Origin of the sequence: Pseudarthrobacter sulfonivorans (assembly GCF_014712225.1) — a bacterium.
Classification (GTDB): Bacteria; Actinomycetota; Actinomycetes; order Actinomycetales; family Micrococcaceae; genus Arthrobacter; species Arthrobacter sulfonivorans.
This window is the reverse complement of record NZ_JACXBW010000011.1, coordinates 86,422-107,446: the sequence shown is the minus strand read 5'-3', so window position 1 is coordinate 107,446 and position 21,025 is coordinate 86,422. Positions and strand designations below refer to the sequence as shown.

The 21,025-nt window shown below is 65.7% G+C and carries 23 protein-coding genes; 3 read left to right on the top strand and 20 right to left on the bottom strand.

Annotation, left to right across the window (positions count from 1 at the left end):
- Entirely contained in the window at positions 1-1,164 is a 1,164-nt protein-coding gene (locus tag IAQ70_RS15125; RefSeq protein WP_190990138.1) for a glycerate kinase, read from the top strand.
- Positions 1,165-1,234: 70 nt separating this feature from the next.
- Here the strand turns inward: IAQ70_RS15125 and IAQ70_RS15120 are convergent, their stop codons facing one another.
- The 3 genes from IAQ70_RS15120 to IAQ70_RS15110 form a co-directional block, all read right to left on the bottom strand.
- On the bottom strand, positions 1,235-1,690 hold the full coding sequence (locus IAQ70_RS15120) for a transferase (protein WP_190990137.1): 456 nt from the start codon (positions 1,688-1,690) through the stop codon (positions 1,235-1,237).
- Between the two features lie 90 nt (positions 1,691-1,780).
- Entirely contained in the window at positions 1,781-2,347 is a 567-nt protein-coding gene (locus IAQ70_RS15115) for a type 1 glutamine amidotransferase domain-containing protein (protein WP_190990136.1), read from the bottom strand.
- A 114-nt stretch (positions 2,348-2,461) separates the two neighbouring features.
- Positions 2,462-3,085, bottom strand: a complete 624-nt coding sequence (locus tag IAQ70_RS15110) for a TetR/AcrR family transcriptional regulator (protein WP_344000057.1) — start codon at positions 3,083-3,085, stop codon at positions 2,462-2,464.
- Between the two features lie 130 nt (positions 3,086-3,215).
- Between IAQ70_RS15110 and IAQ70_RS15105 the strand changes: the two genes are divergently transcribed.
- Positions 3,216-3,497: a hypothetical protein gene (locus tag IAQ70_RS15105; RefSeq protein WP_223860110.1), complete on the top strand. Its 282-nt coding sequence runs from the start codon at positions 3,216-3,218 to the stop codon at positions 3,495-3,497.
- A gap of 51 nt (positions 3,498-3,548) precedes the next feature.
- On the opposite strand, the gene IAQ70_RS15100 is transcribed toward IAQ70_RS15105, so the two are convergent.
- The 16 genes from IAQ70_RS15100 to IAQ70_RS15025 form a co-directional block, all read right to left on the bottom strand.
- On the bottom strand, positions 3,549-4,478 hold the full coding sequence (locus IAQ70_RS15100) for a 4-phosphopantoate--beta-alanine ligase (protein ID WP_190990134.1): 930 nt from the start codon (positions 4,476-4,478) through the stop codon (positions 3,549-3,551).
- Between the two features lies 1 nt (position 4,479).
- Positions 4,480-5,370 (bottom strand): Rossmann-like and DUF2520 domain-containing protein, encoded by an 891-nt coding sequence (locus tag IAQ70_RS15095; protein WP_190990133.1) that lies wholly within the window; start codon positions 5,368-5,370, stop codon positions 4,480-4,482.
- Entirely contained in the window at positions 5,363-6,904 is a 1,542-nt protein-coding gene (locus IAQ70_RS15090; RefSeq protein ID WP_190990201.1) for a PH domain-containing protein, read from the bottom strand. Before IAQ70_RS15090 ends, IAQ70_RS15095 begins: the two co-directional genes overlap by 8 nt.
- Before the next feature lie 47 nt (positions 6,905-6,951).
- On the bottom strand, positions 6,952-7,464 hold the full coding sequence (locus IAQ70_RS15085; protein WP_190990132.1) for a PH domain-containing protein: 513 nt from the start codon (positions 7,462-7,464) through the stop codon (positions 6,952-6,954).
- Entirely contained in the window at positions 7,445-7,975 is a 531-nt protein-coding gene (locus tag IAQ70_RS15080) for a DUF3180 domain-containing protein (protein WP_190990131.1), read from the bottom strand. Before IAQ70_RS15080 ends, IAQ70_RS15085 begins: the two co-directional genes overlap by 20 nt.
- A 2-nt stretch (positions 7,976-7,977) precedes the next feature.
- Complete coding sequence (gene folK / locus IAQ70_RS15075) at positions 7,978-8,517, bottom strand: 2-amino-4-hydroxy-6-hydroxymethyldihydropteridine diphosphokinase (protein WP_190990130.1); 540 nt, start codon at positions 8,515-8,517, stop codon at positions 7,978-7,980.
- Positions 8,514-8,873 (bottom strand): dihydroneopterin aldolase, encoded by a 360-nt coding sequence (gene folB / locus IAQ70_RS15070; RefSeq protein WP_190990129.1) that lies wholly within the window; start codon positions 8,871-8,873, stop codon positions 8,514-8,516. The genes folK and folB overlap by 4 nt, the downstream gene beginning before the upstream one ends.
- A 13-nt stretch (positions 8,874-8,886) precedes the next feature.
- Positions 8,887-9,807 (bottom strand): dihydropteroate synthase, encoded by a 921-nt coding sequence (gene folP / locus IAQ70_RS15065; RefSeq protein WP_190990128.1) that lies wholly within the window; start codon positions 9,805-9,807, stop codon positions 8,887-8,889.
- 9 nt (positions 9,808-9,816) lie between these two features.
- Positions 9,817-10,461, bottom strand: a complete 645-nt coding sequence (gene folE / locus IAQ70_RS15060; protein WP_190990127.1) for a GTP cyclohydrolase I FolE — start codon at positions 10,459-10,461, stop codon at positions 9,817-9,819.
- A 10-nt stretch (positions 10,462-10,471) separates the two neighbouring features.
- The gene (ftsH, locus tag IAQ70_RS15055) at positions 10,472-12,538 is read right to left on the bottom strand and encodes an ATP-dependent zinc metalloprotease FtsH (RefSeq protein ID WP_190990126.1); all 2,067 of its coding nucleotides are present in this window, start codon (positions 12,536-12,538) and stop codon (positions 10,472-10,474) included.
- Positions 12,539-12,708: 170 nt separating this feature from the next.
- Positions 12,709-14,301 carry a glycoside hydrolase family 32 protein gene (locus tag IAQ70_RS15050; protein ID WP_190990125.1) on the bottom strand — a complete coding sequence of 531 codons (1,593 nt, stop codon included), beginning with the start codon at positions 14,299-14,301 and terminating at the stop codon, positions 12,709-12,711.
- A 73-nt stretch (positions 14,302-14,374) separates the two neighbouring features.
- Entirely contained in the window at positions 14,375-15,418 is a 1,044-nt protein-coding gene (locus IAQ70_RS15045; protein ID WP_190990124.1) for a LacI family DNA-binding transcriptional regulator, read from the bottom strand.
- A gap of 114 nt (positions 15,419-15,532) precedes the next feature.
- A complete protein-coding gene (locus tag IAQ70_RS15040; RefSeq protein WP_190990123.1) occupies positions 15,533-16,900 on the bottom strand; it encodes a right-handed parallel beta-helix repeat-containing protein in 1,368 nt (455 codons plus the stop codon).
- A gap of 29 nt (positions 16,901-16,929) precedes the next feature.
- Positions 16,930-17,832, bottom strand: a complete 903-nt coding sequence (locus tag IAQ70_RS15035) for a carbohydrate ABC transporter permease (protein ID WP_407682598.1) — start codon at positions 17,830-17,832, stop codon at positions 16,930-16,932.
- Positions 17,833-17,897: 65 nt separating this feature from the next.
- Entirely contained in the window at positions 17,898-18,785 is an 888-nt protein-coding gene (locus IAQ70_RS15030; protein ID WP_190990122.1) for a carbohydrate ABC transporter permease, read from the bottom strand.
- 65 nt (positions 18,786-18,850) lie between these two features.
- Positions 18,851-20,128: an ABC transporter substrate-binding protein gene (locus IAQ70_RS15025; RefSeq protein ID WP_190990121.1), complete on the bottom strand. Its 1,278-nt coding sequence runs from the start codon at positions 20,126-20,128 to the stop codon at positions 18,851-18,853.
- On the opposite strand from IAQ70_RS15025, the gene IAQ70_RS15020 reads away from it, so the two are divergent.
- Positions 20,121-20,342, top strand: a complete 222-nt coding sequence (locus IAQ70_RS15020; protein WP_190990120.1) for a hypothetical protein — start codon at positions 20,121-20,123, stop codon at positions 20,340-20,342. The genes IAQ70_RS15025 and IAQ70_RS15020 overlap by 8 nt on opposite strands.
- Before the next feature lie 118 nt (positions 20,343-20,460).
- Here IAQ70_RS15020 and hpt read toward each other — a convergent pair whose 3' ends face one another.
- The gene (gene hpt, locus IAQ70_RS15015; RefSeq protein ID WP_190990119.1) at positions 20,461-21,012 is read right to left on the bottom strand and encodes a hypoxanthine phosphoribosyltransferase; all 552 of its coding nucleotides are present in this window, start codon (positions 21,010-21,012) and stop codon (positions 20,461-20,463) included.
- Positions 21,013-21,025 lie beyond the last annotated feature (13 nt).

The window sequence follows — 21,025 nt, the reverse complement described above, 5'->3', positions numbered from 1 at the left end:
ATGAACAACACCACCGCCCCGAAAAACGTCCGGACCCTCATCGCACCCGATAAGTTCAAAGGCAGCCTCACCGCCGGCGAGGTGGCGGACGCCCTGGCCGCGGGACTCCGGTCAGCAACCGGCGCCGGGACGGTCCACTGCGAGCTCCTTCCACTCGCAGACGGAGGTGACGGCAGTGTGGACGCCGCCGTCGCCTCCGGCTTCACCCGGCGGAGCTACACCGTGGCAGGACCCACGGGTCAGCCGGTCCAGGCGGGCATAGCGTTCGACGGCGTCACGGCAGTTGTGGAGGTGGCCAACACCTGCGGCCTGGGGCTACTGCCGGGCGGACGGCTCGAAGCCATGGCAGCCTCCAGCCGCGGCTTCGGCGAAGCCGTCCTGTTCGCCTTGAGCCTCAACCCGGCCACCATAGTGCTGGCGCTCGGCGGCAGTGCCAGCACCGACGGCGGCATGGGGATGCTCACCGCCCTCGGGTTCACCTTCCGGGATGCCGACGGACGGCAGCTGAACGGTGCCGGCAGGTCACTGGGCCGGATCCACTCCGTACACCGGGCAGCATTCCCTGACTTGGCCGGCACCGAGCTGATCATCGCCAGCGACGTGCACAACCCGCTCCTTGGACCCCAGGGCGCACCGGCCGTTTTTGGCCCCCAAAAAGGCGCCGGACCCGCTGAGATCGCGGCACTCGAGGAGAGCCTCACGCATTTTGTCTCCCGGCTGACCGAGGCTGGGTTTCCAGGCGCCGGATTTCCCGATGCCGCGACGCTGGCGCGGCATGAGGGCGCAGGCAGCGCGGGCGGAATCGGCTTCGCCTGCCTGCTGCTCGGGGCCCAACAGGTCTCGGGCGCAGACTTCTTCCTGGACCTGCTGGACTTCAACAGCCGCAAGGACGGCTGCGACGTGGTGATCACCGGCGAGGGAAGCATCGACGAACAAACACTGGCGGGAAAGCTGCCGGCCGCCGTCGCCCGCCGATCCGGAGCCCGGTCGATCATCGCCGTCGCCGGACGCTCGCTGCTCCCGCGCGAGCGCTGGTCCGACCTGGCACTCACCAGCGTTTACACGCTCGCCGAGTATACGGACCTGGACTCTTCCAAGGACCCCGAACTGTCCGCGGCGCTGCTCAGGCAGATCGGCCGGGACATCGGCGCCAGCATGCTTTAGCCCAGCCCCGGCCCGGACCGGGCCGGCGAGCCACCTCAACGGGAGCCGTCGCTGAGAGAAGCTGGCCGCCTCAGGCGGCCAGCTTCTTCTGCCGCTTGCGCACGCTCGGGCGCTTATCCGCCACCACGTCAGACCGGCGCTGCGGCTGGGCGGCAACGCGACCGCCGTCGGGCACCCTGCTGTCAGCCGCCAGCCGGGCGCCATGTCCAATGACGGCACCGGCGCCGATACGTGAATGGCTACCGATGTGCACGCGGTTACCGATAATTGTTCCGTGGCCCACGCGGACGGCGTCGCCGATAATGGTCCGTACCCCCACCTGCACCTGCTGGTCGATCCAGCTGCCGTGCCCCACCCGGGCGCATGCTCCGATCCGCGCGTGCGGCTCAACGTACGTCATGGGCCCCAGGCGGGCCGAGTCAGCCACAACAGCCCCGCGGCCCACAAAGCCCCCGCCATTCGCGTGCCGGTGGTAGTACACCACTGCGCCGGCGTCGTCCTCAACCGATTCAACCTGCCTGGTCATGCCGATCCCTCTTCATGATTCGTCAAGACGGGTGGTTCCCCCGCTCATTACTGTTAACCGCGGGGGAACCAGGCAGATTCCTCAGGCTCCTCAGGCGGTCTGGCCGGCGTGCTGGCCTTCCGAGATTTCCTCCACGAGCTTGCCGTTGAAGGCGTCCAGGTCACCCGGGTGACGGCTGGTCACCAGGCCCTGGTCCACCACCACTTCCTCATCACTCCAGTTGGCACCAGCATTCTTCAGGTCCGTCTGGAGCGTGTGGTAGGAGGTGACGTTGCGGCCGCGAATCACACCGGCATCGATCAGCAGCCACGGTCCATGGCAGATGGAAGCAACCGGTTTGTGCTGCTCAAAGAAGCTGCGCGCGAAGCTCTGGGCGGCCTTGTCCACGCGGAGATGGTCGGCGTTGACCACGCCGCCGGGGAGCACCAGGGCGTCGAAGTCGGAAGCGTTGGCCTCCGCCAAGGTGAGGTCAACGTTGAATGTGTCGCCTTTGTCCGTCCCGTTGTACCCCTGCAGCCGTCCGCTGCTGGGAGCTACCAGGGTGGGTTCGCCGCCGGCGTCCTTGACTGCCTGCCACGGGCTGGTGAGCTCAATCTGCTCCACGCCGTCCGTCAGCAGGAAAGCTACCTTCTTGCCTGCGATGTTGTGTTCTGACATTTTTCCTCCTTCAGCGAGGCGGACCGGGCGCAATCCAGCGCCGGGTGACCGCTTCGAGAGTTGTGTGTCTGACAGCATCCAGCCTAGGAAAGCACCAGGTGATAAGCAAGCTGACTATTTGCTGGTGTGGTGCTCGATCAGCCAACCGGCCATCTGCTGGGCGCGTTTCGCAGCCTGCATGTCCCCCTCGGAGGCCGAGACGATGGACCCCTTCATGAGGATGTGCCAGGACCGGGCGAAATCCTCCGGGCGGTCCAGACCGGCCTGCTCCGCGAGGGTTTGCACGTGGCCCCGGATCCTGGACAGGTAGTCGATGCTGGCCCGGCCCAATGGATGCGCCGGACCCATTTCCAGCAGGATGTTGATGAAGGAGCAGGCTTCAAAGTCGTCCCGGAGGAACCATTCGCCAAAGACGTCGAAAATGGCCAGCAGCTGTTCCGTAGGCTTGGTGGCACGAAGCTTGGCCTGGCCAACGATGGCGTCCACAGTCCAGAGCTGGTCCCGTAGCTCCAGGAACGCCAAAACCAATGCGTCCTTGGACGGGAAGTGCCGGTAGAACGTTGCCTTGGCCACGCCGGAGCGCTCGATCAGTTCGTTGACCCCGACATCCCGCACTCCGCGTCGGGAGAAGAGTTCGTAGCCCACGGCGAGGATTCGCTCCCGGGAATCGGCGGGACGAATCGCGGCCGACGCAAAACTTTCCGCCGGCTGTAGTGCGGCTTCTCCATCGGAAATCATCGTGATATTTACTTTACTCCTAGGTGCAGACAGACCGGTCTTACTCCATGTAATGTTTTTCCAGACACAAGTGCGTTGACGCCGACGGGAACCCTTCCAAGGCCCGTCGGCCTGGTGCAAGGAGGCCCCAATGTCAGCAGAGCGAACGTTCGAGTTTATCCCATGCAACGACCCGGACCCGTGGATCGAAACCACGGCGGCATCGGCCGAGGTGCGGCAATTCGCCCGCGAGTCCCTTCGGTGGCAGGCGCAGGAAATCATCGATGAAGTGCTCAGCGGAACGGAGCCGGGCGAGGAACTGGCGAGGGCCAGGCTTCGCCGCTGCGTGGCGCAAAACCCTGGCAGGCCTGAGCGTGCACTCCTCCAGCAGTTGATGGTCAACCGAGACGCCACGGGTGAATCAGCCCTGTAGTGCGGCGCGCGTCCGCCCTGCGCAAAAGTCTGCTCACGGCGTCAGCCGATATCAGGAACTCAACGGCGCATTGTCGATCAGCCGGACCGGCCCCACCTTGGCCGCGATGAGAGCCAGGCCTTCGCCTCGGAACGGGACTTTCCGGCAGTTTTCGGCGAGCGGTTCGAGGGTCCGCGGGTCCACCACGTCGAAGTAGTCAAGTTCCACCAGCGGCTGGGATGCCACCATGGCCTGGGCCGAGTCGAGGTCCAGCGGCTCGCGGGCTTTGGCCCGCTCCTCAAGCAGCGCCAGGGCGCGGGAAAGCACCAGGGCCGCCTCCCGCTCCTGGTCGGACAGGAAACGATTGCGGCTGGACAGGGCAAGGCCCTCTGCGGAACGCACCGTGGGCACCGCAACGATGTCCACAGGGAAGTTCAGGTCTGCGACCATCCGCCGCACCAGCGCCAACTGCTGCGCGTCCTTCTGCCCGAAGTAGGCACGGTAGGCGGGCAATCCTGCGCTGCCGCCGGAAACGAAGGCACCTGCGGACGGGAGGCCCGCACCGGGAATGCCGTAGTGCAGCAGCTTGGCAACGACGGTGAGGGCGCCGTCGAAATGCCCGGGCCGTGACGCCCCTTCCCATTTCTCCCCCAGGGAACCGGCCGTTACGCGCACCAGCGGCTCCCCGCCCGGATAAACCTCGTCCACCGATGGCGCAAACACCAGGTCCACGCCTTGTGCCTCCAGCAGGGCAACGTCGGCTTCGAGTGTGCGCGGGTACCGGTCAAGGTCCACCGCATCGCCGAACTGCAGCGGATTCACAAAGATGGAGGCCACCACCACGTCGTTTTCTTCGACGGCGGTCCGCGCCAGCCGGGCGTGTCCTTCGTGGAGGGCGCCCATGGTTGGCACCAGGCCTTGGGATCTGCCCTCCTTCGCGGCCAGGAGGCGGGCGCTGGCCCCCCGCAGTTCCGCCGCTGTCCGTACCACTTGGGTAGCCACGTCAGTCTCCTTCTTCCAGGGCCGATCGGATGGCCCCCAGTTGATCCGTTTTGAGCAGCCCGCGGTTTTCCGCCCGCCGCGCGGTGGCACGGGCCATGGCGAGGTAGGCCTCGAGAACATCGCCGTGCGCCCCGGCGTCGTATTCGCGCAGCGCCTCGGCGTGAGCCGCCACGGTTCCCACATCGCCGCGGGCCACCGGGCCCGTCAGGGCTGATTCGCCGGAGGCCAGCGCGTTCTCGAGCGTGGCGCGCAGCAGCGGCCCGAGCATCCGCTCCGGCGCGTCCACGCCGACATCCCGCAGCAACTGGGAGGCCTGCGCCACAAGCGTGACCAGATGGTTCGAACCGTGGGCCAGGGCCGCGTGATACAGCGTCCGGTCCGCCTCGGCGATGGCAACAGGCTCGGCACCCATCTCCACCACCAGCGCCTGCGCGATGGGCAGCATCGCGGCGTCAGCGGTCACCCCGAAGGTGCAGTCAAGCAGGCGGGTCAGGTCCAGGCTCATGCCCGTGAATGTCATGGCGGGATGCAAAGCCAGCGGGATGGCTCCGGCGGCCCTTACGGGGCGCAGTACCCCTACCCCGAACCTGCCCGATGTGTGGGCCACCAGCTGGCCGGGCTGCCAGGCCCCAAGTTTGGCGAGGCCGTCCACCAGGCCGGCCAGGGCGTCGTCCGGAACGGCCAGGAGCACCAGTTCGGCGCGCTCCACAATCTCCTGGATCTCCAGTACCGGGACGCCGGGGAGCAGGGCTTCCGCCCGTTCCCGGCTGGCGTCGGACACCGCGGAAACTCCGACGACGGCGTGTTCCGCCGCCCGGAGTGCCGCACCGAGTACGGCACCCACCCTGCCGGCGCTGATGATTCCGACGCCAAGGCGCCCCGGTTTAGCCACGGTTGGTGCTCTCCTGTTGGTTGATGGTTTCGCTCCCCGACCGCTCCCCCGGAACGGGCGCCGTCATCGGGGCGGGGGCCACCTGCGCCAGCCACTGTTCGCTGGTCTGCCGGTTGCGGGCCAGCCGGGCACGCGCGGACTGTTCATCAAAGAGGGTCCGCGCCTCGTCCAGGCCGGCCTGGGTCAAGCGGGGCGACACTGGCCCGGCAGTGGTGTGGAGGACCAAGTCCGCCAGGCGGAACCGCCGCGCGATCGGGCCTTGGTGCAGCGCCATCGACTGCGTGCGCTGGTGCGGGACCATCACCAGTTCCCGCCACCATCGGCCGGACCGGATCAGCAGGGCCGTCTCAGTAGCGGCGAAGCCGTTGCGGCGCCAGGCAAACGGCGCCAGGAACCGGCCGCGGCGCGGCGTGGTGACAAATCCGCCGTCGGAATCCAGTCCGCCGAGCCCCGCCGCGAAAATTCGTCCGGGCTCAGGCGTCCCCGGATCGGGCAGGACCAGTGCGAGCATGCTCATCACCTCGGGGAGCTTGCCGACGGGCAGCAGCGTGGTCCGTGACGCTGACTCGCCGTTGCTGCCCGCCGCACCGTAGCCGGCAACATTGACTTGCATCCGGTACCAGCCGAAGATCCGCCACAGCGGGGACTGGACCACTTTCAGCGCCTGGATCCTGCCAGGCGGGAGCGTCTGCGCCTGCGTATCCAGCAGCCCGTAGCGGAGCCGGATCCCGTCCGGCGAAATTGCCGCGGTGAAGTTGTAGCCCTTGTTGAAGGAGCCCCAGTAGCTGGCGGCAAGGCCCAGCGCCGCCGGGATCAGGTAGAAGTAGAAGCTGCGGTTGTCCGTCACAGCGGACAGGATGACGGAGGCGACGCCGCCCAGCACCACACCGACGCTCTGCTCGCTGAGGAGCAGCGAACCAACAAGGCGCGACGGCGGCACGGACAGTACCGGAAATTCCGGCGCCTCGGGCGCGGCCTCCAGTGGCCGGGCAGGGTCAGGGACCACGCCGGCGGCGCGTGCCAGGATGGTGGCCCGGAGCTGCCGGGCATCGTCCATCCGCAGGTAGGCGAGCTTGACGGCGGATTCGCCGGCGTCGGCCACCTCGAACTTGAGTTCTGCCAGGCCGAAGATCCTGGCCAGCAGCGGCTGGACGATGTCGATGGCCTGGACGCGGTCCAGCCGGGCCTGCCGCTGCTGGCGGAAGAGGAAACCGGAGTTGACCCTGACGTAGCCTTCGGACACCTGGTATTTGGTGAAGTACCAGGTCAGAATGAAGCCCAGGACGGCCAACACCAGCATGATCCCGCCGCCGGCCACCAGCCAGGGCGCACGGCCGGCGAAGTCCTCCGCGATGAGGGGACGGCCCTGCAGCAGGCGTTCGACGATGTCCCGGCCGAAGAAGAACCCGATGGCCGCCAGGGCCACCCAGCCGCGCACAAAAGGCGACGCCGGGTGCACACGCAGCCACTCGCCGTCGGGCGCTGATCCGGGCTCAGGGGCAGGCGCCCCCGGCGCTGCGGTGGACTCATCCATCGCTGGAGTGGAAATATCCGGCACGCTGCGCTCCGGAAGGTCAGCGGTCACAGCCCTGCCAGCCTCGCTTCGCCCCGGGCGGCGAGCTGCTCGCGCAGGCGTGCCCCTTCTTCGGCGGGCAGGCCGGGGATAGTGGCGTTGGTGCCGGGCGAAGCGGTGTGGAGCTTCAGCGTGCACAGCCCCAGCCCGCGCTCCACGGGACCCACCCCGATGTCCACGTACTGCATCCGGCCGTAGGGAACTGCCATGGTCCGTTGGAAGAAGATGCCGCCGCGGATCAGCAGGTCGTCATCCCGTTCGGCATAGCCGATGGCGCGCACCTGGCGGGGAATCAGCACCAGCCGCCAGACGGCCAGTACCAGGGTCACCGCCGGGACCGTGACGGCCAGCCACAGCGGCGGCCACCGCCACCACCCCAGCGAGACGAAGACGAGGGGCAGGCTGAGGACAACCACGGCGAGCAGGTTGCCGATGGCCCACTCCACAAGCCGCACAGTGACGTACTTCGGCGACACCCGCTGCCAGGTGATGCCCGCCGGATCAATCGCCTCGGTAGGCATATTCACCTTCCCCTGCGGCTTCCCCGCGGACTCCGTGGCCGGGTTTCCCGTCGCCGGTCGCGTCAGTGTCCTCGGGCGGGATCCTGCAGAACCGCTCCACCAGCAGGCCCACCACGATCATCACCAGGCCGCCGCCGGCCACGGCGATGGCCACCCACGTGATGCCCTGGTCGCTGCGCAGGTTCCAGATGCGGAGCTGGTCCAGGAAGATCCCGGCGTGCCAGCCCAGCAGCACGGTGCCTGCGTAGGCGCAGGCCTGGGCGAGCACCAGCGTCCGCGCCGCGAGGATCGGGTCAAGGGCCTTCTTGCGTTTGGTGCTGTTGCGCCAGCGGAGGACCCGGATGCCCAGAATCAGCGTGATCACCACGATGACGGCCATGGTGGCCAGGGCGGTCGCCGGCAGCACGGGGGTGGCCATGCTGTAGCGCGTGGTCACCACGGTGGCTGACCAGCCGGCAACAGTCAGGACCAGGCCGATCAGCACGAGCCGTCCAGGGCTGATGGGTTTCACTGCTATTCCACCGCCCCGGCGGTAGGTACGCCGTCGTAGTCCCCGAAGCCGTCGAACGGTACGATGTCGGCGAAGTCAGCGGCGCGCGCAGCCAGCTCACTGATCCGTTCGCCGCCCAGCGTTGCCGCCGGGTCGATGAGGGACCAGGGATACAGGACAAAGGCGCGCCCGGCAGCACGGGGATGCGGCAGAGTCAGGTCCGGATCGTCGCTGGTGACATCGCCGTACGTGATGATGTCGACGTCGAGCGTCCGGGGTCCCCAGCGCACGTCACGTACGCGGAGGTGCTTGTTCTCCACCGCGTGGCAGTGCTCCAGGAGGGCCTCCGGGGACAGGGTGGTTTCCACTGTCATGACCATGTTCAGGAAGTCCGGCTGCCCGGCCGGGCCGCCGACGGGTTTCGTCTGTACTACGGGGGAAACGGCCAGCAGGCGCACCTCCGGCGGGTCGACGAGGTCCGCGACCGCCCCGGACAGAGTGTCGTTCCGTTCGCCCAGGTTGCTGCCGAGGGCCAGGACCGCTTTGGTGTAACCCGGGCTCATGGTCTCTCCCTGTGCACGCTGACGGCCACATCACCGAAGGGCACCTCAATGGGCGCCTGCGGTTTATGGACGGTGATGTCCACGGCCTGGATGCTGAACCGGCCCAGGAGGTCATCGGCAATCCTGACGGCCAGTGCCTCGATCAGGTTCAGCGGCTCCCCCGTGATCCAGTCGGTGATCCGCTCAGCCACTTCACCGTAATGTGCAGTGTCCCGGACGTCGTCGGATTCCGCGGCTTTGGCGAAGTCCAGATGCAGGACCGCGTCCACCACAAAGGGCTGGCCCTCCCGGCGCTCAAAGTCGAACACGCCGTGATGGCCGACGGCGGTGACACCGCTCAGCGTAATCCTGTCCATGGGTCCCCCGGCCCTAGTGAGTGGTGCGGGCAGCCGCCACGCGTGAAGCAACCTTAACAGCGTCAAGGCTTGGTGCGACGTCGTGCACCCGGACGGCCCAGGCGCCGCGGAAGGCGCTGATGGCCGTAATGGCCGCGGTGGCGGCGTCACGTTCCTCCGGTGCGGCGGACTTGCCGGCCACCGTCAGCAGGGTGCCCAGGAAGCGTTTGCGGGATGCAGCCACGAGGACCCGGTGCCCCAGGCTGTCCAGCTGGTCCAGGTTCTGCAGGAGTTCCCAGTTGTGGGCATCGTTCTTGGCGAAGCCCAGGCCCGGGTCAACGATGATCTGTTCCGGGCTCACCCCGGCGGCGAGGAGCTTGTCGCGAACACCGGCCAGTTCCGCCACCACTTCGCCGGCAACATCCTTGTACTCGGCCAGCGAATTCATCGTGCGGGCGTCGCCCCGGCGGTGCGTCAGGACGTAGGGGGCTTTCGACGAGGCCACCAGTTCTGCCATTTCGGACTCCATGGTGAGGCCGGAGACATCATTGATGATGGCGGCTCCGGCCTTCAGCCCGGCCGCCGCCGTGGACGTGTGCGTGGTGTCGATGGAGACCAGCGCACCTGCCTTGACCAGGGCTTCGATGACAGGGACCACCCGGCGCTGTTCTTCCTCCGGGCTGACGTCCAACGCGCCGGGGCGGGTCGATTCACCGCCCACGTCGATGATGTCGGCGCCCGCGTAGAACATCCGCAGGCCGGCCGCGATGGCAGTGTCTGCCGTGGCGTGCTTGCCGCCGTCACTGAAGGAGTCGGGCGTAACGTTCAGGATGCCCATGACCAGCGTGCGGTCGGTGGGCAGGTCTGCGAATTTCGCTGCCGGGCGCGGTTTGCGCAGGATGGGCAGCGGCGACGTTGCGGGCCCGGTTCCCGGGGCTGCAGCTAGTGAGTCCATGGTTTGTACTTACCTTCCGAGGATGAGGCTCATGGCTTCGGCACGGGTGGCCGGGTCATGGAGCTGCCCGCGTACCGCACTGGTGACGGTCTTCGCTCCGGGCTTGCGGACACCGCGCATGGACATGCACATGTGCTCGCATTCAACAACAACAATTGCGCCCCGCGGCTTGAGGTGGCTGACCATTGCTTCGACGATCTGGGTGGTCAGCCGTTCCTGCACCTGGGGGCGCCGGGCGTAAATGTCCACGAGCCGCGCCAGCTTGCTCAGGCCGGTCACTTTGCCGTCGTGCGAGGGGATGTAGCCCACGTGGGCAACCCCGTGGAACGGCACCAGGTGGTGCTCGCATGTGGAGTAGAACGGGATGTCCTTGACCAGGACCAGTTCCTCGTGGTCGAGGTCAAAGGTGGTGGAAAGGACGTCAGCGGGGTCGTGGTGAAGACCTGCGAACACCTCGGCGTAGGCTTTGGCCACCCGCCGGGGGGTGTCCACGAGCCCGCCGCGGTCAGGGTCCTCGCCGATGGCCAAGAGGATCTCGCGGACGGCCGCTTCGATCCGCGGCCGGTCCACTTTCTCGTGCTTTTTGTGGTGGGATCCGTCCTCCGCCGGGTATCCGGCGGAGGAGGGCGCGTCGTCGTCGTCGAAGTGATTCACAGAAGAAAGCTTAGCCGCGCAGGGCGTCAGGCCCCGAGTCCGGAATGCCGCCCTTGAAGGTAGCATCCTCCGGGACACCCTGCGGGTGCGGAGGCTGGGCATCCAGCGGCTCGTCCAGGCGGGCCTGTTTGGCCTCTTCCTGGGCTTCGCGTTCCGCCTTTTCCTGCCGGGATTCCACGGGACCGGCCTGCTGGACCGGCCGGGATTCCTTGGACAGCCATACTTCGCGGAAGTCACGCAGACGGATGTCCGTGAAGATGTCCGCGATCTCTGCCTGGTTCAGGGTTTCCCGCTCCAGGAGCTCGAGGGCCAGCTGGTCCAGCACGTCGCGGTTTTCGGTGAGGATCGCGTAGGCCTCGTCATGCGCCTGGTCGATCAGGCGGCGCACTTCCTCATCCACAACGTAGGCGATCTGGTCCGAGTAGTTGCGCTCGTGGCCGGCATCGCGGCCCAGGAAGGGCTCGCCGCCGCCCTGGCCCAGGCGCACGGCACCAACACGCTCGCTCATGCCGTACTCGGTGACCATTTTGCGGGCCGTGGCAGTGGCCTTTTCGATGTCATTGGAGGCGCCGGTGGAGGGGTCGTGGAAGACGATTTCCTCCGCCACGCGGCCGCCCATGGCGTAGGCCATCTGGTCCAGCAGCTCATTTCTGGTCACGGAGTACTTGTCGTTGTCCGGGACCACCATGGTGTAACCCAGGGCGCGGCCGCGGGGCAGGATGGTGATCTTGGTGACCGGAGCGGAGTTCCGCAGCGCCGCTGCCACCAGTGCGTGGCCGCCTTCGTGGTACGCGGTGATCTTGCGCTCGTGTTCCTTCATGACGCGGCTGCGCTTCTGCGGGCCGGCCATCACACGGTCGATGGCCTCGTCCAGGGCGCGGTCGTCGATGAGGTTGGCGTTGGAGCGCGCAGTCAGGAGAGCGGCTTCGTTGAGAACGTTGGCCAGGTCAGCACCGGTGTAGCCGGGGGTCTTCTTGGCCACGGCCTTCAGGTCGACACCCGGGGCCATCGGCTTGCCCTTGGCGTGGACCTGCAGGATCTGGTCACGGCCAATCATGTCCGGCGCGTCCACGCCGATCTGGCGGTCGAAGCGTCCCGGGCGCAGCAGTGCCGGGTCCAGGACATCCGGGCGGTTGGTGGCGGCGATCAGGATGACGTTGGTCTTGACATCGAAGCCGTCCATCTCCACCAGCAGCTGGTTGAGGGTCTGCTCGCGTTCGTCGTTGCCGCCGCCGATGCCGGCACCGCGGTGACGGCCGACGGCGTCGATCTCGTCCACGAAGATGATGGCGGGCGAGTTGGCCTTGGCCTGCTCGAAAAGGTCGCGGACGCGGGAGGCGCCAACGCCGACGAACATTTCAACGAAGTCCGAGCCGGAGATGGAGAAGAACGGGACGCCTGCTTCGCCTGCGACGGCGCGGGCCAGGAGGGTCTTGCCGGTTCCTGGCGGGCCGTAAAGGAGCACACCCTTGGGGATCTTGGCGCCCACAGCCTGGAACTTGGCCGGTTCCTGCAGGAATTCCTTGATTTCCTGCAGTTCCTCCACGGCCTCGTCTGCACCGGCGACGTCCACGAATGTCACCTGCGGCATGTCCTTGCTGACCATTTTGGCCTTGGACTTGCCGAACTGCATGATCTTGGAGCCGCCGCCCTGCATGCGGGTCATCAGGAACCAGAACAGTGCACCGAGGAGGATGACGGGGATCAGGAGCGAGAGCAGGCCGGAGAACCAGTTGCTCTCGATCGGCTGGTCCGTGTATCCGTTGGCCGGCTTGGAGTCGGTGACGGCCTTGACGACGTCCATGGCGCGGGCGTCCACGTAGAAGAACTGGACGCTCTTACCCTTGTCTTGTCCATCGACGTTGTAGCTGTCCTTCAGCACCAGGTCAACACGGTTCTCGCCGTCGAAAATCTTTGCCTGCTCAACCTTGCCGTTGTCGGCGAGGAGCTCAAGGCCCTTATCAGTGTCGATCCGCGCCGCACCGCCGGGAGCCAGCGTTGCAAAGGCCACAAGGAGCATGGCGATCACAACGACGATCCAGATGCCCGGGCCCTTGAAGAAACTCTTAGCTTTCATCTGTTCGGGGGCTGGCCCCGTCCCTCCTGGTAGTGCTGCACGGCGAGTGGTCTACGCGCGTGTGGTGCTGCATCAGCTACTAGCTATACACCGTCCGGAGTAATTCACGCACGGTGCCGGCTAAAAGTTCCCTCTGGGCGTAGCGATGGGAGGGGGCGAACTGTCAGCCGCTAGATGAAGGTTGAGACGCTCAGAGTCCGGATGATGGCGTCGCCGCCGTCGTTGAACACCGAAACCCCAAAGTCTCCGGGGAGCGGGAACACCAGGTCGGTGAGCACCACCTTCCCGCCTTGGGCGAAAACCTCAACTGAGCAATGGTCGACGACGATACGCAGCGTGAGCAGTCCATCCTCCAGCGCGACGGCGGCGGACTCCACGGACGCGAAGGCCGGGTGGAAGGCAGCGTTCCCCGCATTGGTGCGGTCCAGGCTGAGCACCCCGGCGGCGGGATCATAGGCGAGGACGGCAGCACCGCCGTCGGCATCCTCCCACAGCCGGAATCCGCAGCGGTCCGAGGCTCCGGGCAGGATTTCGGCGTCGATGACCTGCGCCGTGCCCGGCAGGATTTCCGGCAAGGCGAGCGTACCGCATAGCTCGCGGCTATCCAGGCAGTGGACGTTGTCAAGGGGCGGAAGAATGGGGGTCTGGACCAGGGCCGGGCGCCCGTCCACCGTTTCCAGCGAGACCTCGCGGACCAGCGACATCCCGGACCGCCAGGGGAACGTGGGCAGGCTGTTGGCGTAGTCCCAGTTGCTGAGCCAGCCGACCATGAGGCGCCGGCCGTCGGGAACATTGCTGAAGGAGACGGCAGCGTAGTAATCGCGTCCCCAGTCCAGCCAGCGGCATTCGCGGAGCCGTCCAGCCTCCGCGCCCGCACCGCTGGTGCCGTAGACCGGGGAGTCCAGCAGGGACGACGGATCCGGCGTGAACGTGAAGCCGTCGAAGTCGCCCACGAAGTATTGCCCGCCGGAGCCCCCTGCCACCGCACCGGGGTTGATGTTGACCACCAGCACCCACTTGGTCCGGTCCGGGTCTCCGTCCACGGACAGCGGGAAGATGTCGGGGCATTCCCACTCTCCCCCGGCGGCGTTGGCTGGTCCGAACTCGCTGGCCAGCTCCCACACGCGCAGGTCTGTGGAGCGGTAGAAGACCACCTTTTGCTCCCCCGCTTCGACGGCGGCCATCACCCAGCACAGGCCGTGAGGGCCGGCGTAACTGAAGACCTTGGGGTCGCGGAAGTTCGTCGAGCCACGGGTCAGGACGGGGTTGCCCGCGAACTTGGTCCAGGTCATGCCGGCGTCGTTGCTGTAGGCCAGGGACTGGGCCTGGGTGCCTTCGTGGGCGGCGCCGGGCTTGAACGCGCTGGTGTAGATGGCCACCAGCGGCGGGTTTTCGGCGCTGCCGAAGCCAGAGCTGTTGGCGTGGTCCACCACAATGCTGCCGGAGTAGATGTCCTCGGCATCGTCGCAGGCGATGGCAACGGGTTGCTCCGTCCAGCGAACCAGGTCCGTGGACGTTGCGTGGCCCCAGGACATGTTGCCCCACACGTTCCCGTACGGGTTGTTCTGGTAGTAGAGGTGGTACATACCGCGGTAGAACACCAGGCCGTTGGGGTCATTGAGCCAGGTGTCCCGCGCCGTGTAATGGAGGGCGGGACGCAGGTGCGGCGTTCCGGCCGGGACTTGCTGCGGTAGCACTTCCTGGGGCCTGACTTCCTGCGGCGGGGCCGGTTTTGGGCGTGCGTCATCAAGGCGGCTGGACATGGTGCTTGATCCTTGCTCTGGTGTGATCGGTGGGAGGACTTGCTTTTCCGGGTCCGGGGAACGGGCCCCGGGGTCACGGCGGAGGCGCCGCCACGGAGTCGCGGGCCACCAGCGGGCAGTCGAGGATGGTCGGGTGGAGCGCCATGAGCGCCAAGTCCGTCTTGCCTTCGATGGCGTCGATCAGGTTCTCGGCGGCCCAGGCGCCCATTTCGTAGTGCGGCAGGGCCACCGTGGTCAGGCCCGGGTACAGGTTTGCCGCGATGAGCTCCTGGTCATCAAAGCCCACCACAGACAGATCCCCGGGGATAGACAGCCCCAGCTCCGCTGCGGCCCGGTAGGCGCCCATGGCCATCCGGTCGTTGTAGCAGAACAGCCCGGTGGGCCTGTCGTCACGCCCCAACATCCGGCGGGCCGCCTCATAGCCTCCCTGCACTTCGGAGAGCTCCGACTCGACAGGTGCCGCGTCGCCGTCGAGCCCTGCCTCCGTCAGCGTGGCGCGGAAGCCGTGGAGGCGGTCCCGGGTGGCGGGGACATCATCGGTGTTGTTTAGGAATCCGATGCGGGTATGGCCGGCCGCCAGCAGGATTTCGACGGCGGCACGGGCGCCGCCCTCCTCGTCCGGCACCACGGCAGTGATGCTGCCGCTGGTGCTGACGGAGTCCACCAGCACCGCCGGTACGCTGCCAAGGTTGACGGGAAGCTGCACGTGGCGGTGGTACATGGTGGCGTAAAGGATGCCGTCGACCCGGCGCTCCAGGAGGGCTTCGACGTCGGCATCCCTGGATTCAGGGCTCGCGGACCCGGACGTGTTGATGATCATCAGGTTGTAGCCGCGGGCCCGGGCAGCTTCGTCTGCGCCCAGAATGATGCGTCCTGCATGGGGTGTGGTCGCGATGTCCTCGCTGACGAGGCCCAGCATGCCGGTCCGCTGGGTGCGGAGCGCCTGGGCCAAGCGGTTGGGACCGTAGCCGAGGTGCTCAGCGGCGGACTTCACCTTGTCCCTGGTTTCCGCGCTGATCCGCGCGTACGACACGTCATTGAGGACATGGGAGACCGTGGTCACCGACACCCCGGCGGCGACTGCTACTTCCTTGATACCGACTGATCTATTGGTCATTGGTCTCCCACGTCCTCATGGTGTTGGTGCTGATTCTACGGTTCGACTTGTTCGTAAATCATTTCCCGGCCCTCGATGATGGCGATCCCGGCGGTCTCGCCGCGCCTGAGCGGGTTACTGGGCCACAAGTGCATGTGCCGCCTGGAAACCGATCGTTGGTGTGGCCCTAAAGGCGTTAACAGCCCTATCGGCGATAACTTGGGCGTCACTCCCGGAATCCAGGATCGTATTCCGGGCTGATTCGGAATCGACCATGACGGCCGTTACGGCGAGGCCGTCCGAAGCCTCGGTGGTCAACAGTGCGTCCACCTGAGCCGAGAAGCAGGAGTCACTTGACTTGGATTGAACGTCCATGGCCACCACGTGGTTGTTGGAGACGAAGTTGCCGACCCCCGCCATCAGCCGGACGATGACAGGCGTCGCACCTGTCGGCCGGATGCTCTGTGAGTCGATGATCTGGGAGAAGTGGTTGCTGACGACGGAGTTGTTGCTGCCACTGACACAGAGAAGTCCGTAGAGGTCGTTCAGTCCGTTGTCGACGCCCAGGAAGGGCGTCCAGGGCTCATGGTCGCGCAAGAAGTGGTTCGTGGCCACGAGGTTCTCCGAACTGTTCGCTGCGAGAATCAGCATCCCAGGGTAGAACGAATGCAAACGGTTGTTGGTGACGCTTGAACGCGTGACGCCGTCGAGACGGACGCTGCTCGCGCCACGGGGGAAGACGTTGTTTGCGGTTATCAGGAGCCCGCCATGGTTCTCGGCGTAGATCGAGTGACCCTTGAAGCCTGCTCCGACCAAGTTGTCGGTGATCTTTGAGGCCTGTCCCCAGCCGCGCAGCTCGATGCAGCTTCCGCATTCAGCGATGAAGTTGCCGTGAACGGAAAGCGCGTCCGCGTTGTAGATAGTGAGAGCGTTCTCAAGGTAGACGAACCCCATGCCGGTTACGCGGAATGAGTCATTGTCGTTCGCGACATAGATACCCGTCTTGCCGTTGACGTAGGTGTTCTCCGGATGCATCCCCGAGCCATCCGGGTTGAAGTGCAACCCGTCGATGCAGAAGTTGGAGAACTCGACCGAGCTGATCCGCGGGCTTCCGCTTCGCTCAACGTAGAAGGCGGCTCCCTTGGATTCCTCGCCGTCTCCGCCGAGGGGAATGTCGACGATAATGCGACTCCCTCCGGGCCACAGCTCATGCAAGGCGGGCCATTCGTCTTCGGGAACGTTGAACCGGATGCTCGACGACGTAAAGCCGTGTCCCGAGCCATGGATCCTGAGGAAGCTGACGTCGATCACCACCTGCGTACGAAGGTGGTAGTCCCCGGGCGGAATGTAGATCACCGCGCCTGGCTTTCCTCCATGGTTCGCATCGGTGGCCGTCTGCCGATCCTTGATGTCAGCGATGATGCTGTTGATTACTTCACCGACGTCCTCGGACGGATTGCCGACGGGCCACGTAGTCACGTCGTAGCAGTTGTTGCTTGACATAGGTTCTTCCCTTTGTGTGCTGTGGTTTCTCAGCCCTTGACGGCGCCGAGCGTCATGCCTGCGACGATCTTGCGCTGCAAGAGAAGCGTGAGGAGGATCACGGGGATCGAGTAGACGGCGGCGAGTGCCGTCATGGATCCCCAGTCCAGTCCGAACTGGGTCTGGAAGTTTGCGATGACCACGGGGGTGGTCTGGGACCTGACGGCGGTCATCAGGAGGGCGAACAGGAACTCGTTCCAAGAGGCGAGGAAGGCGAAGATCGCGGTGACCGCGATGCCGCCGGACACCACCGGGATGACCACCCGCCAAAGGGCTCCGAGCCTGCTGCAGCCGTCCACGGTGGCCGCTTCCTCCAGGTCCTTGGGCACGGCTTCGAAGAAGCTGGACATCAGCCAGATGGAAAGCGGCAGCGAGATGGTGGTGTGGGCGATGGACAGGGCGATCGGCGTGTCAGCCAGTCCCGCTGCTGACATCATCGATGCGAGCGGGATGCCGATGGCCACCGGCGGCACCATGCGGGTGACCAGGGCCGCCATGATGAACACGCGTCCGCTGGGTGTTTTGTAGCGGGTGATGCCGTACGCGGCGGGGACCGCCAGCACCAGGGACAGGACCGTGCTGATGATGGCCGTCTGCGCGCTGTTAATAAAGGAGGCCAGCACGCCACTTCGTCCCAGCGCGTTGGTGTAGTTCTCCAGCGTCCATTCCCTGGGCAGGATAGTCGGCGGGACGGCGATGGTGTCGATCGGCGTCTTGAAGGACGTGAAGAGCAGGTAGAGGAACGGGAAGCCGTAGAAGATCATGGCCGCCGCGAGGAGGATCCAGAGCAGCGTCCTGGTGCTGCGCTTGCCTGCCTCAAGGCCCTCAGCGTGGTGCCGGCGACGGCGCGTGCCGTTGCCGTTCGACGCCCTGGTCTTGGGTGCGGATGTCATTGTTGAGGTTGGCATGGTGGTCTCCGTTACGGCCGGACCGTGAAGGCGGGGGTCTGCGAGGCTCATCAGTTGTCCTTTCCTGGCCGCCAGATGGTGGAAACGGCGAAGAAGGCGACGGCGAGCATGGCCAGCAGGTAGATGGTGCCCATGGCGCTTGCCAGCCCGGGATCACCGAAGCGGATCATGGTGCGGTATATCAGCAGGCTCATGGTTTCGGAGGCGGACTGGGGGCCGCCGTTGGTCTGGATGAGGATCGTGTCGAAGGCCCGTGCCGCGTCGATGCCGCGGACCACCAGCGCGACGGCGATGACCGGCCGCAGCAGGGGGAGGATGATCCGGAACAGCATGGCGGGCGCACGTGCGCCGTCCAGGCGGGCCGCTTCGATCAGGTCACCGGGGATGTTCTGCAGACCGGCGAACAGCACAAGGCACATAAACGACGTGGTGAGCCAGATGTCAGGGATGGCCACCGAGAACAGCACGATGTTGGGGTCGGACAACCAGCCGATCTGGTTGGGGTTGGCAAGCAGCCCCGCCTGGTGCATGAGGGTCCCGATCAGGCCGAAGTTATCGATCATCAGGAACTTCCACAGCAGGCCCGCCACGATCGGCGCAATCATGAGCGGGTACAGGAACACGGTCCGCCAGATCTGGGAATTGCGGCCCAGCATTGTGAACAGCAGTGCCATGCCAAGGCCGAGGGCGAATTCGAGGGTGACCACCACCAGGGTGTAGGCGAGGGTCCGCCAGCCGGCGCCCATGAACGCCTCCGAAGCGAAGGCCCGGAAGTAGTTGTCCAGGCCCACGAAGTCGCGGGGTCCGCCGGCGATGGGCGAGATCTTGAAGAAGCTGTCGGCCACCAGGCGGAACAGCGGGTAGGCCACGAAGATGGCGAGGAACAACGCCGCCGGGGCCATCAGAAACGTTGCGAAGCGGCGATCGGAGATGCGCACGGTTTTCTCTTCTGTTTGTTGGGGCCGCGGCCGGCACCGGTGAAGGCAAGTGCCGGCCGCGGAGTTTACTTAAGGAGGTCCTGGATCTGCTTCTTGGCGTCGGCCAGAAGGGCTGTGGAGTCCCCGCCGGCCACGGCCTTCTGCAGGAGCGGCACCAGCACGGTGTCCACGATCTGCTGCCACTTTTCCGTTGCCGGCCGGGTGGCGGTGGCGGCACCGTTGAGCGTTGAGATCAGCGGGCCGAAGCTCTCGTACCCGGCTTTGTCCTGGTACTTCTCGAAGGCCGAAATGCGCGAGGCGAGGCCAAGGCTGGACTCGATGCCCAGGCTGTTGTAGTCGTAGGCGCATTTGACGAACTTCTTGGCGTTGTCCGCGTTCTTGGTGGCCTTGGGGACTGAGAGGTACCAGGGACCCGGAACGCCAGCCACGCCTGCACTGCCGCCGATCATCGGGGCTGCGCCCACCTTGCCGGCAACCGGTGCATCCTTGGGGATCTGGCGGTACGCGTGGGCCCAGAAACGGGTCATTGCGGTCTTGCCTTGGTTGAACAGGTTTTGCGCAGCGGCCCAGTCCACCTGCGCGGCACCGGGAGGCGCATAGCTGGTCAGGCTGGTGTAGAAGTCCAGTGCTTCCTTGTGGGCCGCGTTGTCGATGACCACGTTGTTGTTTTCGTCCAGGACCATCGGGGAGCCGGCTTGGAGGACGTGGGCCAGCCATTCGGTCTCGACGCCGCCCTTGACATCGGTGCCGTACATGCCGTCCTTGGTGAAGAACTCGGAAATGTCCTTGTACTGCTGCCAGGTGGTGGGTGCCGCGAGGTCGTAGCCGTACTTCGCGTTGAAGCCGGCCTTGTTCGCGGCGTCTTCGAAAAGATCCGTGCGGTAGAGGATGATTTCGGCGTTGGTCCAGGCGGGCATGCCGATGAAGTGGCCGTCCACGTTGGCCTCCTTGACGAGGGCCGGGAAGATGTCCTTCTTGGCCTCATCGGTGAAGAGCTCATCGATGGGCTGGACGGCGTCCTTGAAGCTGGGCAACCATACGGAGTCCAGTGCAGCGACGTCGAAGGAGACGTTGCCTGAGGAGAACTCGCTGGAGAGCCGGTTGAACATGCCGTCGTAGGGCAGTTCGACGAAGTTGACGTCGATGCCCGCGTCCTTCTTGCACTGCTCGGCGACGCCGGTCAGCTCGGCGTGGCCGCCGGCTTCCACCAGGACATTGACGGTGCTGGCGGCGCTACCCGAGCTGGTCGGGCCCCCTGCGCCGCACCCGGTGGCCACAAGTGCGACGGCAGTGCAAAGGCCGCCGATGGCAGTGAACCTGTTGATGGTCTTTCGAGTGGACATCGCTGTCGACTCACTTTCTCTCGAACGGAATGGCGAGACGGTACGTGGGCTGAAAAATCGTTTTGCCAAAACGACTTGGCATAAACGTAAGCCTGACGCTCAGAAGTGTCAAGAGTCACAGTCAGCAAAGTTTTGCCTGTTGACGGCGGCGGCCAGCGCGCATAAAGTCAGCGCGGTCATGGATAACCCGTTAGCCGACTTTGGCGCATTCTGACACCGCAGGCCTCGCAGGTCCGGGGGACGCCGCCAGTCCCCGGCGCTGGATTCCGGAGCTTAAATGCCGGCGGCGGCCTTCGAAGAGGCCGCCGCCGGCAGTGTTGGTGCGGGAGTCTTTACTCGTAGACGTGCGGGGCCAGGGTGCCCACGAAGTCCAGGTTGCGGTACTTTTCCGCGTAGTCCAGGCCGTAGCCCACCACGAACTCGTTGGGGATGTCGTAGCCGACGTACTTGACGTCGATTTCCACCTTGGCGGCCGTCGGCTTGCGGAAAGCCGTGCAGATTTCCACGGAAGCGGTGCCGCGGGATTCGAGGTTGGTCTTGAGCCAGGAGAGCGTCAGGCCGGAGTCGATGATGTCTTCAACGATCAGGACGTCCTTGCCCATCAGGTCGGTGTCGAGGTCCTTGAGGATGCGGACCACGCCGGAGGACTGGGTGCCGGAGCCGTAGGAGGACACTGCCATCCAGTCCATGGAAACGTGGCTGTGGAGCGCGCGGGCGAGGTCGGCCATGACCATTACGGCACCCTTGAGGACGCCGACAACGAGGATTTCACGGCCTTCGTAGTCCCTGTCGATTTCGGCAGCGAGCTCGGTGATCCGCTGCTGGATCTGTTCCTTGGTGTAGAGAACGTGCTTGAGGTCTGCCTGGACGTCGTTTGAATCCACCAATGGCTCCTGT